General features: G+C 49.6%; 15 protein-coding genes and 1 pseudogene. 5 read left to right on the top strand and 11 right to left on the bottom strand.

Annotated elements, in window-relative coordinates; genetic code table 11:
- Positions 1–3 precede the first annotated feature (3 nt).
- Together E1B03_RS14000 and E1B03_RS13995 are read right to left on the bottom strand one after the other, a co-directional pair.
- Positions 4–1,236, bottom strand: a complete 1,233-nt coding sequence (locus tag E1B03_RS14000) for a GGDEF domain-containing protein (RefSeq protein ID WP_103770706.1) — start codon at positions 1,234–1,236, stop codon at positions 4–6.
- Between the two features lie 67 nt (positions 1,237–1,303).
- Entirely contained in the window at positions 1,304–3,418 is a 2,115-nt protein-coding gene (locus E1B03_RS13995; RefSeq protein ID WP_103770705.1) for a putative bifunctional diguanylate cyclase/phosphodiesterase, read from the bottom strand.
- A 411-nt stretch (positions 3,419–3,829) separates the two neighbouring features.
- Between E1B03_RS13995 and E1B03_RS13990 the strand changes: the two genes are divergently transcribed.
- The 4 genes from E1B03_RS13990 to dbpA all read left to right on the top strand — a co-directional run bounded on the left by E1B03_RS13990 (position 3,830) and on the right by dbpA (position 7,923).
- Entirely contained in the window at positions 3,830–4,939 is a 1,110-nt protein-coding gene (locus E1B03_RS13990; protein WP_103770704.1) for a methyl-accepting chemotaxis protein, read from the top strand.
- 155 nt (positions 4,940–5,094) lie between these two features.
- Positions 5,095–6,078 (top strand): zinc transporter ZntB, encoded by a 984-nt coding sequence (gene zntB / locus E1B03_RS13985; RefSeq protein WP_103770703.1) that lies wholly within the window; start codon positions 5,095–5,097, stop codon positions 6,076–6,078.
- Positions 6,079–6,353: 275 nt separating this feature from the next.
- Positions 6,354–6,521 (top strand): proline-rich small protein YnaL, encoded by a 168-nt coding sequence (gene ynaL, locus E1B03_RS26580; RefSeq protein WP_103770702.1) that lies wholly within the window; start codon positions 6,354–6,356, stop codon positions 6,519–6,521.
- Between the two features lie 28 nt (positions 6,522–6,549).
- Positions 6,550–7,923 (top strand): ATP-dependent RNA helicase DbpA, encoded by a 1,374-nt coding sequence (gene dbpA, locus E1B03_RS13980; RefSeq protein ID WP_103770701.1) that lies wholly within the window; start codon positions 6,550–6,552, stop codon positions 7,921–7,923.
- A 78-nt stretch (positions 7,924–8,001) separates the two neighbouring features.
- On the opposite strand, the gene ttcA is transcribed toward dbpA, so the two are convergent.
- The 7 genes and pseudogenes from ttcA to nifJ all read right to left on the bottom strand — a co-directional run bounded on the left by ttcA (position 8,002) and on the right by nifJ (position 15,894).
- Positions 8,002–8,937, bottom strand: coding sequence for a tRNA 2-thiocytidine(32) synthetase TtcA (ttcA, locus tag E1B03_RS13975; protein WP_032943567.1), 936 nt, complete (start codon positions 8,935–8,937; stop codon positions 8,002–8,004).
- 49 nt (positions 8,938–8,986) lie between these two features.
- A pseudogene (locus tag E1B03_RS26500) lies at positions 8,987–9,255 on the bottom strand (tyrosine-type recombinase/integrase); the annotation flags it as partial.
- A gap of 313 nt (positions 9,256–9,568) precedes the next feature.
- Positions 9,569–9,811 (bottom strand): DinI family protein, encoded by a 243-nt coding sequence (locus E1B03_RS13965; RefSeq protein WP_103770700.1) that lies wholly within the window; start codon positions 9,809–9,811, stop codon positions 9,569–9,571.
- 186 nt (positions 9,812–9,997) lie between these two features.
- Positions 9,998–10,432 (bottom strand): universal stress protein UspF, encoded by a 435-nt coding sequence (gene uspF, locus E1B03_RS13960; protein ID WP_103770699.1) that lies wholly within the window; start codon positions 10,430–10,432, stop codon positions 9,998–10,000.
- 81 nt (positions 10,433–10,513) lie between these two features.
- The gene (locus E1B03_RS13955; protein ID WP_133086426.1) at positions 10,514–10,726 is read right to left on the bottom strand and encodes a KTSC domain-containing protein; all 213 of its coding nucleotides are present in this window, start codon (positions 10,724–10,726) and stop codon (positions 10,514–10,516) included.
- 146 nt (positions 10,727–10,872) lie between these two features.
- The gene (ompC, locus tag E1B03_RS13950) at positions 10,873–12,003 is read right to left on the bottom strand and encodes a porin OmpC (protein ID WP_103770698.1); all 1,131 of its coding nucleotides are present in this window, start codon (positions 12,001–12,003) and stop codon (positions 10,873–10,875) included.
- 366 nt (positions 12,004–12,369) lie between these two features.
- Positions 12,370–15,894, bottom strand: coding sequence for a pyruvate:ferredoxin (flavodoxin) oxidoreductase (gene nifJ, locus E1B03_RS13945; RefSeq protein ID WP_103770697.1), 3,525 nt, complete (start codon positions 15,892–15,894; stop codon positions 12,370–12,372).
- Between the two features lie 274 nt (positions 15,895–16,168).
- On the opposite strand from nifJ, the gene E1B03_RS13940 reads away from it, so the two are divergent.
- On the top strand, positions 16,169–16,435 hold the full coding sequence (locus E1B03_RS13940) for a putative hemolysin (protein ID WP_045442854.1): 267 nt from the start codon (positions 16,169–16,171) through the stop codon (positions 16,433–16,435).
- A 13-nt stretch (positions 16,436–16,448) separates the two neighbouring features.
- Here E1B03_RS13940 and hslJ read toward each other — a convergent pair whose 3' ends face one another.
- Both hslJ and E1B03_RS13930 read right to left on the bottom strand, forming a co-directional pair.
- Positions 16,449–16,868 carry a heat shock protein HslJ gene (gene hslJ / locus E1B03_RS13935; RefSeq protein ID WP_103770696.1) on the bottom strand — a complete coding sequence of 140 codons (420 nt, stop codon included), beginning with the start codon at positions 16,866–16,868 and terminating at the stop codon, positions 16,449–16,451.
- Positions 16,869–16,980: 112 nt separating this feature from the next.
- On the bottom strand, positions 16,981–17,970 hold the full coding sequence (locus tag E1B03_RS13930) for a 2-hydroxyacid dehydrogenase (RefSeq protein ID WP_103770695.1): 990 nt from the start codon (positions 17,968–17,970) through the stop codon (positions 16,981–16,983).
- Between the last annotated feature and the right edge of the window lie 274 nt (positions 17,971–18,244).

The following is an 18,244-nucleotide window of genomic DNA, read 5'->3' as shown; positions in this document are numbered from 1 at the left end:
ACATCAGGCGGCCAGCACTCTGTTCCTGCCTTCATTCTTGGCTTTGTACAACGCGTCGTCCACACGTTTGAATAACTCATCAATACTTTCGTTCGGTTCGTGCCGGGCAACGCCAATGCTGACGGTAAATCGGGGAAGGCCTGGGAGAGTAACCTTGGCTACCGTTGCGCGGACCGTTTCGGCAAGATTGAGGGCGACATCCAGCGAGGTTCGCGGCAGCAGCAGCACAAACTCTTCACCTCCCCAACGGAAAATAAGATCGTCCTTTCTTGCGCAGGATTCCAGCGCGCGCGCCAGAGCGCAGAGCACCTCATCACCTTTTAAATGGCCAAAGAGATCGTTAATGCTTTTAAAACGATCGGTATCGATCAATAGCAGGCTGTAGTCTTGCGTCAAAGAGATCGCATGCGTTTGTTCCGGTTCGGTTACCTGATAAAAATGTCGGCGGTTAAGTAATCCCGTTAAGGCATCACGCAGGGCCGCACGCTCCAGCTCCTGTTCCAGGCGCTTCTGCTCGGTAATGTCATGAATAATGCACAGCATGAGTTTATTACCGTAGATTTCGATGGGGCCTGCGTAAGTTTGTACATGACGAGAAGTGCCGTCTGCCAATTTATGGACAAAATGCAAAGGTTTATGGCCGCCAGGTAAATGGGCGATTTCATGCATTACCGGCAGTATATGACGGCCCAGCATGTTGATTTCCCAGGTATGTTTCTGGCACATCACATCATGGCTGTATCCATAAAAACTGAGTGCACTGAGATTGGCATCAACGATTTGTCCATCGCGGGACGGATCGATAAGTAGCATTGGTGCCGAGTTAGTCTGGAAGAAGCGTGCGTAGAATCCCTGTTTTTTCCGCTGGTAATTGGCTGAACGGCTCGCTTTCAGACCTTGGGCAGTAGGCGTATCAATGCCTTCGAAAAGGATGACATCACCCACATCCGGCAAGGTCCTGATCGACAGGCGACAGGCCATTGCGATTTTTTCGCTGTCGCGATAAACCGTGAGAATTTCCACAATGCTATGATGATTTCTCAAGTCGCTGAGATACATAGTTAAATCATTTTGAGCATGCGTTGAAAATATGCCCTTGCGAAGTGGAGAAAAACAGAGCCCTTGCATTAGCTCCCGCGCAACGATATTAGCGAACACCAGTTCTTCGGAATGTGGCGAAACAATCCACACCGGAAAGGTTAATAAATCCAGTGAATTCAACTCGGTTGTGCTCATCGATAATCCCGTTATCTTTATCTGCTGTGTTGCCCGTTTAATGGCGAATATTTTAGATATTACAGTCTCACAATGTTATTGATTGTCGGTGAGACAAGGGGTGTACGACTGGCTTTTGTTTGATGCTGTTTTCTGGTTGTAGCAGTTCATGAATCTTATGCGCTGGCAGCGGTTTTGCAAACAGAAAACCTTGTAGCATGCTACACCCCATTTGTGTAAGGAGTATTTCCTGCTCCTGAGTTTCTATTCCTTCAGCCACCACACGCATATTCATGGAGTGAGCTATGTCAATAATGGTAGACACAATTTTGGTGTTTTTGCTGTTCTCGCTAATATCTTTGACAAATATCCTGTCGATTTTTAATTCCCGCGCCGGAAGCGACTTCAACATCAATATATTTGAATAACCAGTACCAAAATCATCAATAGAAACGGTGATCCCCAAAGCAGAGAAGGCATTAAGAACTTCAATGCTGCGTTTTAAATTTTTAAGCGCAGTGCTTTCAGTGAGTTCCAGCGTGAGGCAGGCAGGCGAAAGTTGATATTGCGCCAGAGCGTTACAAACAACATCAATAATATCATGCTGTTCAAACTGGGCGGGGGAGAGATTAACGGCTAACGTCCATTCTGAATTCCCCTGCAATTTCCATTGATGCAACTGCAGACATGCCTGTTGAATAACCCATTTGCCGACGGGAATGATCAAGCCGGTTTCTTCCAGAGCCGGAAGAAATTCAGCAGGTAACAGCATGCCGCGTTCTGGGTGATGCCAACGTAACAAGGCTTCAAAACCGGACAGAGCATGATCTCCAACGGTATATTTAGGTTGATACCACAGCTCAAACTGATTGTGTTCAAGGGCCTGTGACAGTTCTTGTAAAAATGCCGGCGGCGTATCCGCAATAGATTCCATCTCCGGGCTGTAAATGGCCCAGCCGTTTCTGCCCGCCTGTTTGACATGATACATCGCCATATCGGCCTTCACTTTTAGCTCATGCAGCGTTGAACCATGCTCGGGATAAATGCTGCTTCCGGCGCTTAACGAAACGCGAATGGTGTGCCCAAACAAGGTAAAGGGATCACCGATCGTGTCTGCAATCCGGGCCATTAAAGCGGAGATTTCCTGCTGGTTGCAGTCAGGAACCAACAGGATAAATTCATCTCCCCCGAGTCTTGCCAGCGTCATTGAGTCATCAAGACAACTGTAGATTCGCTGTGTACTGGCAATCAGCAACTGATCGCCAATGTGGTGCCCCCAGGTATCATTAACGACTTTAAAGCGATCGAGGTCGATAAATACCAACGCGAAATGCTGCTGATGCAGTTTGGAATGACGTAGGCAGGCCTGTAAACAGGTATCTATTTGCGTTCGATTGGCAAGTCCGGTTAGCGCATCGAAGTGGACCTGGTGCTCAAGCTGGCAATTCAGTTGATGCAGGTTGTCAGCCAGTCGGGAAGTGCGCAGTTGCGAATCCACCATCGAAACGACCAGCATGATACCCAAAATAATCAGCGTGACGGCGCAGACCCAGACAGAGAGTTCCAGCGTACTGAGCCCATCGTGCGCGGTGTGTCCAAAATGGGTGAACGTTGCCGCCCCCATCCCCGTATAGTGCATAGAGGCAATTGCCAGCGCCATAATAAGGGCGGCAATAAGTCGGTTAATCAGCGCGCGACGGCTATTTTGGCGTAAATGAAAGGCCAGCCATAAGCCGACGCCAGACGCAACGACGGCAATGATCACCGAGAGCAGTATCAGCGAGCTATTCCATGAGATGCCCACATGTTCGATAATGGCATACATGCCAACATAGTGCATCGTGACAACACCAGCGCTTAAAATGCTGGTGGCTACGACCAATCGTTTAGTTGATAGCGTATTACCGGAAATGGCGATATTAATGGCGAGAGTGGCAGAAAAGATCGCAATAACGAATGAAAATGCCGTGAGTGCGAGGTGGTAATTGATCGGCATACTCATTTTCATGGCCAGCATGCCAATAAAATGCATCGACCAGATCCCCATACCCAACGTAGCGCCGCCAGATAATCGCCAAAAGGTCGATTCACGTCTGCTGGAGATTGCTACCTTTCCCGCGCTGTCGAGGGCAATAAAGGAAGCAATAAACGCGACAACAAAGGAAATCCCAATTAATACAGGGTCCCACGACACGTGCAACATCTTACTACCTATCGAAAAAAAGCCGTGATGATAAATCTAGCAGGTTTTGTCCAGTTAACCTGATAAAACCAGGAATGTTCTTGTATTTTTACACCAGGTATTAGAGGGAGCGGGAAGATAGTGAAAATAACGCGCCATTACTTATATAAACATTCACCAAACTTATAGCACTGTGCGTTTTGTGATCGCTATGTGCTTGCCATCACAATAATCTGATGTCTGGCGTCATCACAGTCGCCTTGCAGGATAAAGCACTGAGCTAACAGAAATAAAGGGTGTAATTTATCGCCTTAAGTAAAAGGACTGCAGGCTCTCATTGAAAGTGAAGCTTTCATCACAGAGCTATGGAAATCTGTATTGCAGATGCTATAAAAATAACATTCACGTTATTTCTTGGTGTACAGGGCTAAAATGTTAAATGATATTAGCGTCAGAACTTTCATTATTTTATTTCTGCTCATTACGGCAGTTGCTCTCAATGTTGTGGAAATGATTTTTTCGGCCACTTCGGAAATTATAATTGGTACAAATGTGGTAAGTATTATTTCTATATTATGTTTGTGGTGGTACATGACGAAATATCTGGTCATGCCGATTAATACGGTTAAAAGAAGCATTGAAGAAGTGACGTCCGGGAATCTGGCAATCAGTATTCCAGAATTTGGCAATAACTGTGCAGGTAGACTCATTCCGGGGATCAATAGCTTATCAAGTAATATCTCAACACTCGTTAATGAGATCCGAACATCCTCGCAAACGGCGATGGCGCTCTCTGAACAGCTTGCGGAACGCAGCGCTGAACTGTCGGTGAAAACGGAACAGCAATCTGGGGCATTAATGCAAACTGCCGCCAACATGGATGAAATAGCGGTTAATACGAGAAACAATGCTGATAACACTCAAATAGCCAGCGCCCAGGCAACAATTGCCACGCAATGCGCTCGTCAGGGAGGTGAATTAATGGTGCAGGTTGCGACAAATATGCGGTCAATCACCGAATGCGCCCAGCAGATGACGGAAATTATTACGCTGATAGACGGTATCGCATTCCAGACAAATATTCTGGCCTTGAATGCTGCTGTAGAAGCCGCACGGGCCGGTGAACATGGTAAAGGTTTTTCCGTTGTCGCCGGCGAGGTGAGAATGCTTGCACATCGTAGTGCAGATGCCGCGAAGAATATTAAGCAACTGATTGCCCAAACCCATCAAAATGTTCAGCAAGGTGCGGCAATTGTCCGTGAAGCTGAAAAAAATATGCATGATATTGTTGGTGGTGCAGGGCAATTAAACCAACTAATGGGCGAGATATTAACCACTACGCAAGAGCAGGAGAAAGGGATTATCAGAATCACCCATGCCCTGGCTGAACTGGAGAACGTTACCCAAAGTAATGCCATTATGGTTGATGAGCTTTCTGACTCCTCGGGTGTCCTGAAAAACCAGGTGATTGACCTCCAGTCGCGAACGCATAAATTTCGCTTAAGCCACGCGCTCGAGTCAGAGAGACGCCAGCGGGCTTAACAGGGGGCATCGGGTAATAAGCGCCGCATTCGTCGGCGCTTTTCTTTTTTCAGATACTTTTATGAATCATTTCAGCACAATGGGACAATGAGATATTGCTTAACATATTCTGATAGCTAGACTAACGAAAAAAGCTGAATGTTTGTGGAGGCGCTGTGGAAGCCATTAAGGGAACGGATGTTAATGTGCCGGATGCCGTGTTTGCCTGGTTGCTTGATGGCCGTGGTGGAGTGAAACCGCTGGAAGATAACGATGTTATCGACAGTCAGCACCCCTGCTGGCTACATCTTAATTATACCCATCCTGAAAGCGCGCAATGGTTGGCAACAACACCTTTGCTTCCCAATAATGTCCGTGATGCACTGGCGGGTGAAAGCACACGCCCACGCGTCAGCAAAGTAGGTGAAGGAACGTTAATCACGCTGCGCTGTATCAATGGCAGTACCGACGAGCGACCTGACCAACTGGTGGCGATGCGTTTATATATGGATGAACGCCTGATTGTTTCAACGCGTCAGCGCAAAGTGCTGGCGCTTGATGATGTGATAAGCGATCTCCAGGAAGGTACGGGACCAGCTGATTGCGGCAGTTGGCTGGTGGATGTTTGTGATGCGTTGACCGATCATGCCAGCGAATTTATTGAGCAACTGCACGACAAGATCATCGATCTGGAAGATAACCTGCTGGATCAGCAGATCCCGCCGCGTGGTTTCCTGGCACTGCTGCGTAAGCAGCTAATTGTGATGCGCCGTTATATGGCGCCTCAGCGCGATGTCTATGCCCGCCTGGCGAGCGAGCGGCTGTCCTGGATGACCGACGACCATCGGCGGCGGATGCAGGATATCGCTGACCGGCTGGGGAGAGGGCTAGATGAAATAGATGCCTGTATTGCCCGGACCGGTATTATGGCGGATGAAATTGCGCAGGTGATGCAGGAGTCCCTGGCTCGCCGAACGTATACAATGTCATTGATGGCAATGGTTTTTCTTCCCAGCACTTTTTTAACCGGGTTGTTTGGCGTTAACCTTGGCGGGATTCCCGGCGGTGGCTGGCAGTTTGGTTTCTCACTTTTTTGTATTCTGTTAGTGGTCTTGATTGGTGGTGTTACTTTATGGTTGCATCGTAGTAAATGGTTGTAACAACAACATTTTTTAGTGACTTTTGCGCATGGAAACGTCCTGGTTTTTGAGCGAAGTCAATAAACCATCTACCTATTCGGGGCAATATCTCTCTCGCAGGTGAATGCAACGTCAAGCGATGGGCGTTGCGCTCCATATTGTCTTACTTCCTTTTTTGAATTACTGCATAGCACAATTGATTCGTACGACGCCGACTTAGATTAGTCGGCTTTTTTTTGCCTGCAGGAAATCAGCGTCTACCCTAAAAGAGTCAACCTGAATGACTGGAGGAGTATATGACCTGCCTGAATGCAACGTTGCACACTGATTCGCTCCCGACTGACCCGGTTCCCATTCCCGATCCCATACCTCGTCCGCAACCAATGCCCGACCCACCACCGGATGAAGAGCCGATTAAATTGTCGCATCGCGAGCGCAGATCTGCGAGGATACGCGCCTGCTGAATGTGAGTTTTTACCGCGAGATTAAATTGTGACCGCTTTTTCAACCCTGAATGTTTTACCTGCTGCCCAACTCGAGAATCTTAACGAGCTAGGTTATCTTGAAATGACGCCTGTTCAGGCTGCTGCGTTACCGGCAATCCTGGCGGGGAAAGATGTTCGCGTGCAGGCTAAAACCGGCAGTGGCAAAACGGCGGCTTTTGGTCTTGGATTATTACAGCATATCGATGCTGCACTGTTTCAAACGCAGTCGCTGGTGCTGTGCCCAACGCGTGAGCTTGCCGATCAGGTGGCGGGTGAACTGCGTCGTTTAGCGCGCTTCCTGCCAAACACCAAGATCTTAACACTGTGCGGTGGGCAACCTTTTGGCGCACAGCGCGACTCCCTGCAGCATGCGCCGCATATTATTGTCGCCACACCAGGGCGTTTACTCGACCATCTGCAAAAAGGCACCGTTTCTCTGGATGCCTTGAATACGCTGGTCATGGATGAAGCTGACCGCATGTTGGATATGGGCTTTAGCGATGCGATTGATGATGTCATTCGCTTTGCGCCAGCGTCTCGTCAGACTCTACTGTTTTCCGCAACCTGGCCAGAGGCCATTGCCGCTATCAGTGGCCGGGTGCAGCAAAATCCATTAACGATCGAAATTGATACGGTTGATGCACTGCCGGCGATTGAACAGCAGTTTTTCGAAACCTCCAACCGCGGTAAAATTCCGCTGCTGCAAAAATTGCTCAGCCAGCATCAGCCCGCTTCGTGCGTGGTTTTTTGTAACACCAAAAAAGATTGTCAGGCCGTGTGTGATGCACTGAATGCGGCGGGGCAAAGCGCACTCTCTTTGCATGGCGATCTTGAGCAGCGCGATCGCGATCAGACGCTGGTTCGTTTTGCTAACGGTAGCGCACGCGTTCTGGTTGCCACCGATGTGGCTGCGCGTGGCCTGGATATTAAATCACTTGAGCTGGTGGTTAACTTCGAACTGGCATGGGATCCGGAAGTCCATGTCCATCGTATCGGACGTACCGCGCGTGCCGGCAACAGCGGGCTGGCGATTAGCTTCTGCGCACCGGAAGAAGCTCAGCGCGCCAACATCCTTTCTGAAATGCTGCAACTGAAGTTGAACTGGTTGCCTGCGCCAGCTAACGACGGCATCCTGCCGCTGGAAGCAGAGATGGCGACGTTATGCATTGATGGCGGTAAAAAGGCGAAAATGCGTCCCGGCGATGTACTCGGCGCACTGACCGGTGATATTGGTCTGGATGGTGCCGATATCGGCAAAATTGCCGTTCATCCGGCACATGTGTATGTCGCCGTTCGCCAGACTGTAGCGCATAAGGCGTGGAAGCAATTGCAGAACGGTAAGATTAAAGGTAAGACTTGTCGGGTCCGGTTATTGAAATAACTGACGGTTTGAGCGCCTGATGGCGCTCTGCTCATCAGGCCTACAGGTGCATATCACGTTGTAGGCCTGATATGATGTTTACTTCACTTCCACCACGTTCAGGCGCAACTCATCCAGTTGAGCATCATCTTCTTCCGGTTGCCAGCCAGCAGGCTGCAGCGGGATCTCTTCACGATCGAACGCTAAATCACCGCCGTCAACAACCTCTGAACCATGTTTGATGCCTTTGAAATCGAAGAGATTGATATCGCTCAGATGTGAAGGCACAACGTTCTGCATCGCACTAAACATGGTTTCAATACGGCCAGGGTAGCGTTTGTCCCAGTCGCGCAGCATGTCCGCAATGACCTGGCGCTGCAGGTTCGGCTGTGAGCCGCACAGATTACATGGAATAATCGGGAAACCCTTCGCTTCTGAGAAACGTTCGATATCTTTCTCCCGGCAGTAAGCCAGTGGACGGATAACGATATGTTTACCGTCATCGCTCATCAACTTCGGCGGCATACCTTTCATTTTTCCGCCGTAGAACATGTTTAAAAACAGCGTTTGCAGGATGTCGTCGCGATGGTGGCCAAGCGCAATTTTGGTGGCGCCTAACTCAGTTGCCGTGCGATACAGAATGCCGCGACGCAGGCGAGAGCAGAGTGAGCAGGTTGTTTTGCCCTCAGGAATTTTATCTTTGACGATCCCGTAAGTGTTTTCTTCGACAATCTTATATTCAACGCCCAGCTGTTCCAGATATTCCGGCAGAATGTGCTCCGGGAAGCCAGGTTGTTTCTGATCGAGGTTAACCGCAACTAAGGAAAAACTGATCGGGGCGCTTTGCTGCAAATTACGCAGGATCTCCAGCATGGTATAGCTGTCTTTCCCGCCGGAAAGGCACACCATAATGCGATCGCCGTCTTCGATCATATTGAAGTCGGCAATCGCTTCGCCGACGTTACGACGCAGACGTTTTTGTAATTTGTTCAGGTTGTATTGTTCTTTCTTTGTAACTTGTTGATTATCTTGCATTCTTACCGTTCTCAAAAACCAAAAGGGGCATATAAGGGGCAAACTTCCATCACAGGGCTGGTGTGTTATTCAACATTGCAACCCGATCGCCATTCATTTTTTCAATCCATGTACCGTAGACTTCGTACGCCATTTGCGCATTTTCATGCCCCATCTGATTAGCTATGAATGATGGGTTTGCTCCAGCCGATAACAGCCAGCAGGCAAAGTATGCCGCGTATGGTACGGATTACGGCGACGAATACCAGCACGTTTTACAGCTGTGTTCTATCTGGTGCCAATGCTACTCATAGAGTAGTAAGGTTTTTGCTCTCCGTGACCAGACCAGAAAAACCGCGAACCGCATGATTGAATAAAGGCGCATGGCCTCGGGCAGGAAGAAATTAATCAGTTGAAAGCGGATATTGCAGCGCAGAAGAAAGTTGTGGAACGGCTCACCGCCAGATAATTTGGTTCCGGACGCTCAACGCGCAATCTCAGGGAGTGAAAACCACAGGGGAGGTGAACTGCCGCGACCATGCCGTATGCAAGAGCATGGCTGCGGCTGACCGGCAAACCTCCGATAGTGCGAGTATTGAATGATTGCCAGTCACGACGGATTTTACTTAAGCAATATGATGGTTCAATGCGTTTAATCTGAAACCAGCCACATATCAGCCTCTTCAAACATTTCCTGCACCGTTCGGCTTATCTGTTCTTTCTCATGCTTGCTGGCATCAGTGTTGATCGCCGGCAACGTCATCATCGGTTTAACCCGGACATCAGCATCAGGGAAGATCCGATGAACCCTCTTAGTTAATTCGCCCAGAATGGTATCTTTTGCACCAGGCAGACCCTCAAAATTCCTTTTGTCATAAACGAGTTCCACAAACATTGCTTACCGCTCTTGTGCTGGATGTATATACAGTGTTTATGCTCTGTTTTTATCCGGGTTTCAAGAGAGGGCGTAATGATGTCGCGACGTAGCGATACTGAAATGGCCTTGCATGCTTCGATCAGGAATCGTGGGGGGATATGAGGTAGAAACAAAAAGCCCGCAACGATGTGCGGGCAAGGCAGCTTAGCGGACTACCAGTACCGAACACTCAGCATGACGCACCACGGCTGCGGCGTTAGAGCCCAGCAGGTAGGTGGTGATGTCAGGTCGGTGTGAGGCAATAATGACCATATCAGCCGGTAATTTTTTAGCGATTTCAAGAATCTTGTCTTTCGGTGCACCTTCTTCAACATGAACGTGCATTCTGTCCGTTGGGATATTGAACTTCTTGATAATCTCTTCCAGTTGAGATTTCGCTTCGGCTTTCAGATCCTCCATGGCCGGTAACTCTGCCGAGTAGGCCAGTCCCAAAGAAGCATAATAGGGCAGTGACGGAATGACGGTCAAAAAATGAACCTGCGCATCGTCAATTTTTGCCTCTGCTTCAACATGGGCGATAACGCGTTGAGTTAATTCTGAGTCTGAAATATCGATGGGTACAAGAATCGTTCTGTTCATAAAACCTCCTGTTTAAGTATCCACCTAAAGCTTACCGCGTAATGGCACTTTATGTACAATGACAAAGATCACATTTTGGCATCACTTTATTTTAATTTCAGGAAACTTTCCTTTTATTACCCCATCGTAAAATCGACCTTTAGAAACGACGCTCAGGAAATCACGAAAAATACGGACCGGGACATGCTGATATTGCAGGGTCGCCAACTGATGAAAGCGAATTTCTAGCGTGCGGGAGGATTCGTCATAGCCGACGGATGCAATACGGGATGATTTTACAGGATGATGATTCATTGCAGGTATCCTCAACAACAGGCCTTAATGCACGATATCATCTATCAGAGTTGTGTTTTAGCGCAACAGATATAATGTTTTGATCTGGATAAAACAGAATTGCTATGAAAGTAAGGATAGCCCGCTGTTGCCAGCGGGCTGACAAATTAGAACTGGTAAACCAGACCTAATGCGACTACGTCATCAGTAGAGATGTTGTTACGAGTGTAGAAGCTGTCGTCTTCGTCCAGCAGGTTGATTTTGTAATCAACGTAGGTGGACATGTTTTTGTTGAAGTAGTAGGTAGCGCCGATATCAGCATATTTAACCAGGTCTTTGTCGCCGTCGGTAGCGTTCAGGTCTTTACCTTTAGACATCAGGAAAGACACTGCCGGACGCAGACCGAAGTCGAACTGGTACTGTGCAGTTACTTCGAAGTTCTGAGTTTTGTTGGCTACGCCGCTGTCGCCGTACGGAGTCATGTTACGGGTTTCGGAGTACATGGTTGCCAGGTAGATGTTGTTGGCGTCGTATTTCAGGCCAGTAGTCCATGCGTCAGCTGTATCACCGCCAGCAACGTTGCCGCCAGCAGTAGTCTGCTCGTTAGTACGGTCAGACGTGGTATATGCCGCACCGAAGCTTACGCCCATACCCAGATCGTAGGTAGAGGAGATACCGAAGCCGTCACCGTTAGAGTTCTGAACGTTACGGTCACTGCCGTTACCGGTGCCTTCTTGGTAGAAAGCATCGCCTTCTTTGCTTGATTGTTCGTTCGCGCCCTGATACTGCAGTGCGAAGTTCAGACCGTTAACCAGACCGAAGAAGTCGGTGTTACGGTAGGTTGCTACACCGTTCGCACGGCCGGTCATGAAGTTGTCTGCTTTGGTGTAAGAGTCGCCACCGAATTCTGGCAGCATATCGGTCCAGCCTTCCACGTCGTACAGTACGCCGTAGTTACGACCGTAGTCGAATGAGCCGTAATCACCGAATTTCAGACCGGCAAAGGCCAGACGAGTAAAGTTGTTGTTACGGTTGCCTTCAGTTGTGTTGGCATTAACCTGATATTCCCACTGACCGTAGCCGGTGAGCATATCGTTAATCTGAGTTTCGCCTTTGAAACCGCCACGAACATAAGTCTGATCGCCATCGCTGTTGGCGTCGTCAGAGAAATAACGCAGGCCGTCTACTTTGCCATAGAGATCTAATTTGTTGCCGTCTTTATTATAAACTTCAGCAGCGTGAGCAGCGCCTGCAGCCAGCAGGGCAGGAATTACGAGAGCCAGTACTTTTCTGTTCATTGAAATAATCCTTTAGTTTTTTTATTAACCTGTGACTACCCATGTAGGGAGTAAAAGCATGCTAAAGGAGAAGTTCCGTAAAGAGATAAATATGAATTGTTACGTCTTAAGTAAAACCTTAAATAAATAATTCTACGGAAATGGTGATAATTTGTGTGAATATGTCGATCGAATATATATAAAATAAAAATTATACAAGTGAATTGTGTTGGGCTATTCTGCGCGTGTTATATGCCTTTATTGTCACGTTTTATTTTTCGTTGACCTATTGATAGCTATTATTAATTAGCCAGCGAATAAATTGACAAGCCCGAACAAGTGTTCGGGCTTTTTTTTGGGTTTCAGCTTAATACAGAGCTAAACGTATTACTCGGTGCCGCTCTTTTCTGCTTTACCCGCCAACTGGGCCAGGAAGTCGTAGCGTTTTTGCAGATCGGCAGTGGCGTCTTTCCACAGCTGTTCAGCAACTTCTGGCTGTTGGGCATTCAGGCGGCGGAAGCGCTGCTCGTTGAGCAATGTTTCAGCCAGCGCGTCTGACGGCGGGCGAGAGTCCAGCGCCAGCGGCAGCTTACCTTCGTCTGCACGACGTGGGTCAAAGCGGTATAGCGGCCAGAATCCGGTAGCAGTGAGCTGACGCATCTGATCGTGGCTTAGTGCGAGGTCGTAACCATGCTCTTCGCAAGGACTATAGGCGATAATCAGCGACGGACCCGGATAGGCTTCCGCTTCCTGGATAGCTTTCACCGTCTGGTTCAACTGTGCGCCCAGAGAAATCTGTGCCACATACACGTGCCCGTACATCATCATACTGACGCCAAGATCTTTGCGAGCCTTGCGCTTACCATGTTCACCAAATTTGGTGACGGCTCCAAGCGGCGTGGCTTTCGACGCTTGTCCGCCCGTGTTGGAGTAACACTGAGTATCCAGCACCAGAATATTGACGTTCTCGGTCAGGCTCAGGACGTGATCCAAACCGCCAAAACCAATATCGTACGCCCAGCCGTCGCCGCCAATCAGCCAGATGGATTTCTCGACCAGCGCGTCAGCATCGGTTAACAGCTGTTGTGCACCTTCGACATCTTTCAGATGCTGGCGCAGCGCTGCAACTTGTTCACGGCGTACTTCTGGGGTCGCTTCAGCGTGCAGGGCGTCATTCAGTTCAGCCGGAATATTATCGGCAAACTGTTCCAGTAAACGCATGACGCGTACACGGTGCTGATCCACCGTCAGACGGAAGCCCAGACCAAACTCAGCGTTATCTTCAAACAGTGAGTTTGCCCACGCAGGCCCACGGCCGTTGGCGTCGGTGGTATACGGCGTTGAGGGTAGGTTTCCGCCATAAATCGATGAACAACCGGTCGCGTTGGCGATCAGCATGCGGTCACCGTACAACTGCGTAAGCAGTTTGATATACGGCGTTTCACCACAGCCAGAGCAGGCGCCGGAATATTCAAACAGTGGAGTGATCAACTGCGAGGTACGAATATCAATGCGTTCCAGCTTAGTGCGATCAATCTCCGGCAGATCGAGGAAGAAGTCGTAGTTAACTTTTTCTTCTTCAACATGTTCAAGGCGGGACATCATATTAATGGCCTTGATTTCCGGGTTTTGGCGATCTTTCGCCGGGCACACTTCGACGCATAGATTACAACCGGTGCAATCCTCTGGCGCGACCTGCAGAACATATTTCTGACCGCGCATATCGCGTGATTTCACATCCAGAGAATGCAGGCTGGCAGGGGCATTTTCCATCGCTTCTGGTGAAACCACTTTGGCACGGATAGCCGAGTGCGGGCAGGCGGCAACACAGTGGTTACACTGTGTACACAGTTCTTCTTTCCAGATAGGGATCTCTTCTGCGATATTGCGTTTTTCCCAACGCGTGGTGCCCATTGGCCAGGTACCATCTGGCGGCAACGCTGAAACGGGAAGGGCATCGCCCAGACCGGCGAGCATTGCCGCAGTGACGGTTTTCACGAAATCAGGTGCGGCATCAGAAACCACCGGTGGGCGGTTAGCGCTATGCGGATCAACCGGCTGGAGCGCCACTTCGGCGACGGATTCACGCGCCAGGGCCAGCGCCTGCCAGTTACGTTCCACCAGGTCCTGTCCTTTACTGCTGTAGCTTTTCGCAATCGCACCCTGCAATTCGATCAACGCACTGTCGCCGGGTAAGATTTGCGTCAGATGGAAGAACGCCATCTGCATAACGGTATTAATACGCGCAGCCAGGCCGCACTCGCGGGCGATTTTGGCCGCATTAATGACGTAGAAACGCGCTTTCTTTTGATTCAGTACAGCCTGAACTTCCTGAGGCAAACGCGCCCAGACTTCATCCACGTTATACGGGGTATTAAGCAAGAAGATACCGCCTGGTTTCAGGCGCTCGGCCATTTGATACTTATCGATAAATTGCAGCTGGTGACAGCCCACAAAATCGGCTTGCGACACCAGATACGCTGAGCGAATAGGCTGCTCGCTGACGCGCAGGTGAGAAACCGTCAGGCCGCCTGCTTTTTTCGAGTCATAAACGAAATAACCCTGCGCATACCACGGCGTAGAGTTACCGATAATCTTGATATTGTTTTTGGTGGCCGACACGCTCCCGTCGCTGCCCAGCCCGTAAAAGAGCGCTTCAAGCTTAGCGGTCCCAGGCAGCGTGTTTTCCGGCAGCGGTAGCGACAGGTTGGTGACATCATCATAGATCCCGACCGTAAAGCGAGGTTTCGGTTTCGCGCTACTCAGCTCATTAAAGACCGCCATAACGCAGTCGGGGCCAAACTCTTTAGAGGAAAGGCCATAACGCCCGCCAATCACGCGCGGTAAGGTTTCTCGCTCGCCGCAGTTAAAGGCTTCCGCCAGCGCGGTCATCACATCCAGATACAATGGTTCAGCCTGCGCGCCGGGTTCTTTGGTGCGGTCCAGGACGGCGATGCTCCGTACCGTTTCCGGCAAGGCGCGTAGTAAATGTCTGGCAGAGAATGGGCGGAACAGACGCACTTTCAGAACGCCAACTTTCTCGCCGCGAGCCAGCAATTCTTCGACAACTTCTTCACAGGTACCAATCGCCGAGCCCATCAAAATAATGACGCGTTCTGCCTGCGGATGGCCGTAATATTCAAATGGCTGATACTGGCGACCTGTGGCTGCGGCGAAATCGTCCATCGCCTGTTCTACATGATCGTAAACCGCGTTGTACCATGGGTTGGTCGCTTCGCGTGACTGGAAGTAGGTGTCCGGGTTCGCAGACGTACCGCGAATAACCGGATGCTCAGGGTTAAGTGCACGGGCGCGGTGAGCATCGATTTCTGCCTGCGGCATCAGTCCGAGGATCGTGTCATCGGCCAGCGGCACAATTTTATTGATCTCATGCGAAGTACGGAAACCATCAAAGAAATGAATAAACGGGACCCGGCTTTTGAGGGTGGCCATTTGCGAAATTAGCGCAAAGTCCTGTGCTTCCTGAACGCTGCTGGCGCACAGCATCGCGCATCCCGTCTGGCGTACCGCCATCACGTCGGAGTGATCGCCAAAGATTGATAACGCGTGAGTCGCAATCGTACGTGCCGCAACGTGCAGAACAAACGGGGTCAACTGACCGGCCAGTTTGTACAGCGTTGGTATCATCAGCAGCAGGCCCTGCGATGAAGTAAACGACGTAGAGAGCGCACCGGTCTGCAACGCGCCGTGAACGGTCGCGATTGCACCGCCTTCTGACTGCATTTCTACGACGCGAGGAGTATCCCCCCATACGTTTTTAAGCCCGTTCCCGGCCCAGGCATCCGCCTGTTCTGCCATCGTCGAACTGGGCGTAATCGGGTAGATGGCGATAACCTCGCTGGTACGAAATGCGACCGAAGCAACCGCACCATTACCGTCAATTGTGATCATACTGACACCCTTACATTGCGCAAAAAGAGGGACTCGCGTAACAGCGGCGAATCCTGTAGTTATCCTTCTATTTTAGCAAAAGCGCCAAAGACAGATTTTCGCTTTTGTGTCCCTGGAATTAACAGAATGAATGGTTTGATCAAAGGAGCAGGCAAAAAATTGCCAGAAAATGTAAACAACGCGCATAAATGCGCATATTGCCTCTCGACGGCGGTGTTTCCGCTGCCTATTATTTATGGCTGTGTCGTTTGGTTAATATTCAGAGGGGAGTAAGATGCGCGCAGCGTTTTGGGTAGGGTGTGCCGCGTTATTATTATCGGCTTGTAGCAGTGAACCTGTTCAACAGGCAACTGCCGCGCATGTCGCACCGGGGATGAGGGCCGCAATGTCCAGTTCTGGAGAAGCTAATTGCGCCATGATTGGGGGTTCGCTCTCTGTTGCTCGTCAACTGGATGGCTCAGCTATCGGAATGTGTGCGTTACCCAACGGCAAACGCTGTAGTGAGCAGTCGCTTGCCGCCGGAAGCTGTGGCAACTATTAAGCCCGCGCGTTTCCTACATTAAATCCGCGAGTTTATACGTCAGTGTTTGTTCTGCTGTCGCCAGCGTTAACTGGTCAGCAGTCAGATCGACCTGCGCGCCTTGCTTAAACATTTCGCTGACGATACCGTCGAGCGCGTTAAGCTGTGGATCGGCGCACATCATGCGGGTCATGGCCATATCTTTTACCTTCAACTCACCGTCAGACAGCTTGCCCTGGCCGTGGAATTGATTACACATCTTTCCCGATACCGTCATGTTTTCGCCAAAACTCAGTTCAGGCGGGTTATTGGCGACGGTGACGGCTTTACCATTCACGCTTTGCAAAACGAAGCGGTGATGCTGCAACTGTTCGCGATTGACGGAAACTTTTCCATTGCTCACACAACCAGCCATCAGCATGCTGAGCGCAATCAACGTGACAACGTTCTTCATTAAATTTCTCTACGTTTGTGACGGGAATACATTCAATATAATAATGATACTGAGTGTTTTATCATCGGTGGTTGTCTGAAAATGCCCCCCTGAAACCAGGGGAGCAGAGAGATTAGAAGAGGGCGTTTGGACAACTTTCGCCTTTGGAGATTTGCGCCAGATTCTGCAGCGTCGTCTCAGAAATACTGGTCAACGCTTCGGCGGTCAGAAACGCCTGGTGCCCGGTGAACAGGACGTTATGACAGGCCGACAGGCGGCGGAACACATCATCCTGAATCACGTCATTGGATTTATCTTCAAAGAACAGGTCGCGTTCGTTTTCATACACGTCCATACCCAGAGAACCAATTTTCTGGTTTTTCAGCGCATCGATAGCGGCTTGCGAATCGATCAACGCCCCGCGGCTGGTGTTAATAACCATCACGCCATTTTTCATTTGCTCAAAGGCTTCGTGATTGAGCAGATGATAATTCTCTGGCGTTAACGGGCAGTGCAGGGAGATGACATCGGACTCCGCGAACAGCGTTTTAAGATCAACATACTCAACGCCTAACTCCAGCGCAGCAGCGCTCGGGTAGGGATCGAATGCCAGCAGGCGCATACCAAAACCTTTCAGGATCCGCAGTGCAGCAATACCGATTTTACCGGTACCGATCACCCCAGCCGTTTTGCCATACATGGTAAAGCCGGTCAGCCCCTCAAGAGAGAAGTTGGCATCACGGGTACGCTGATAGGCGCGGTGAATACGGCGATTCAGCGTCATCATCATGCCAATCGCATGTTCGGCGACGGCTTCTGGTGAGTAGGCTGGCACACGCACAACCTGCAGGCCCAGCTCTTTTGCTGCGTCGAGATCGACGTTATTGAACCCGGCGCAGCGCAGCGCGATATATTTCACGCCATGCTTTTTCAGTTCTTCCAGAACGGGGCGGCTGCCATCGTCGTTGACGAAAATGCACACGGCTTCACAGCCATGGGCGGTTTTCGCTGTTTTTTCCGTCAACAGAAAGTCAAAGAATTCAAGTTCAAAACCAAAAGCCTCGTTAACCTGCTGCAGATACTTCTTGTCGTACTGTTTTGTACTATAGATGGCGAGTTTCATAAGACTTTCTCCAGTGATTTTGACGTCACATTAATCCAATTCAAATTATTTTACAAAATCTAAAAAGTTATTGATAGTCATAGGCGTAATGAATAATTTCAGCGCATCTGTTGTTAGTGTGGGCAGGTTACTCAATTTCAACAACTGTTTTTACTTCCTCCTGGCGGCGTGCGACTTCTGATTGATTTGTCACCTTCATTTACAACGAACCTCTTACCGATTATTCACCGCATGAGATCCATATTCTCAGGGAGGAATCTGCGCGACTTTCAGC

Origin of the sequence: Citrobacter arsenatis, from assembly GCF_004353845.1 — a bacterium.
Classification (GTDB): domain Bacteria; phylum Pseudomonadota; class Gammaproteobacteria; order Enterobacterales; family Enterobacteriaceae; genus Citrobacter; species Citrobacter arsenatis.
Note: the sequence above shows the minus strand (reverse complement) of the source record. Positions and strands in the feature narration are given on the sequence as shown.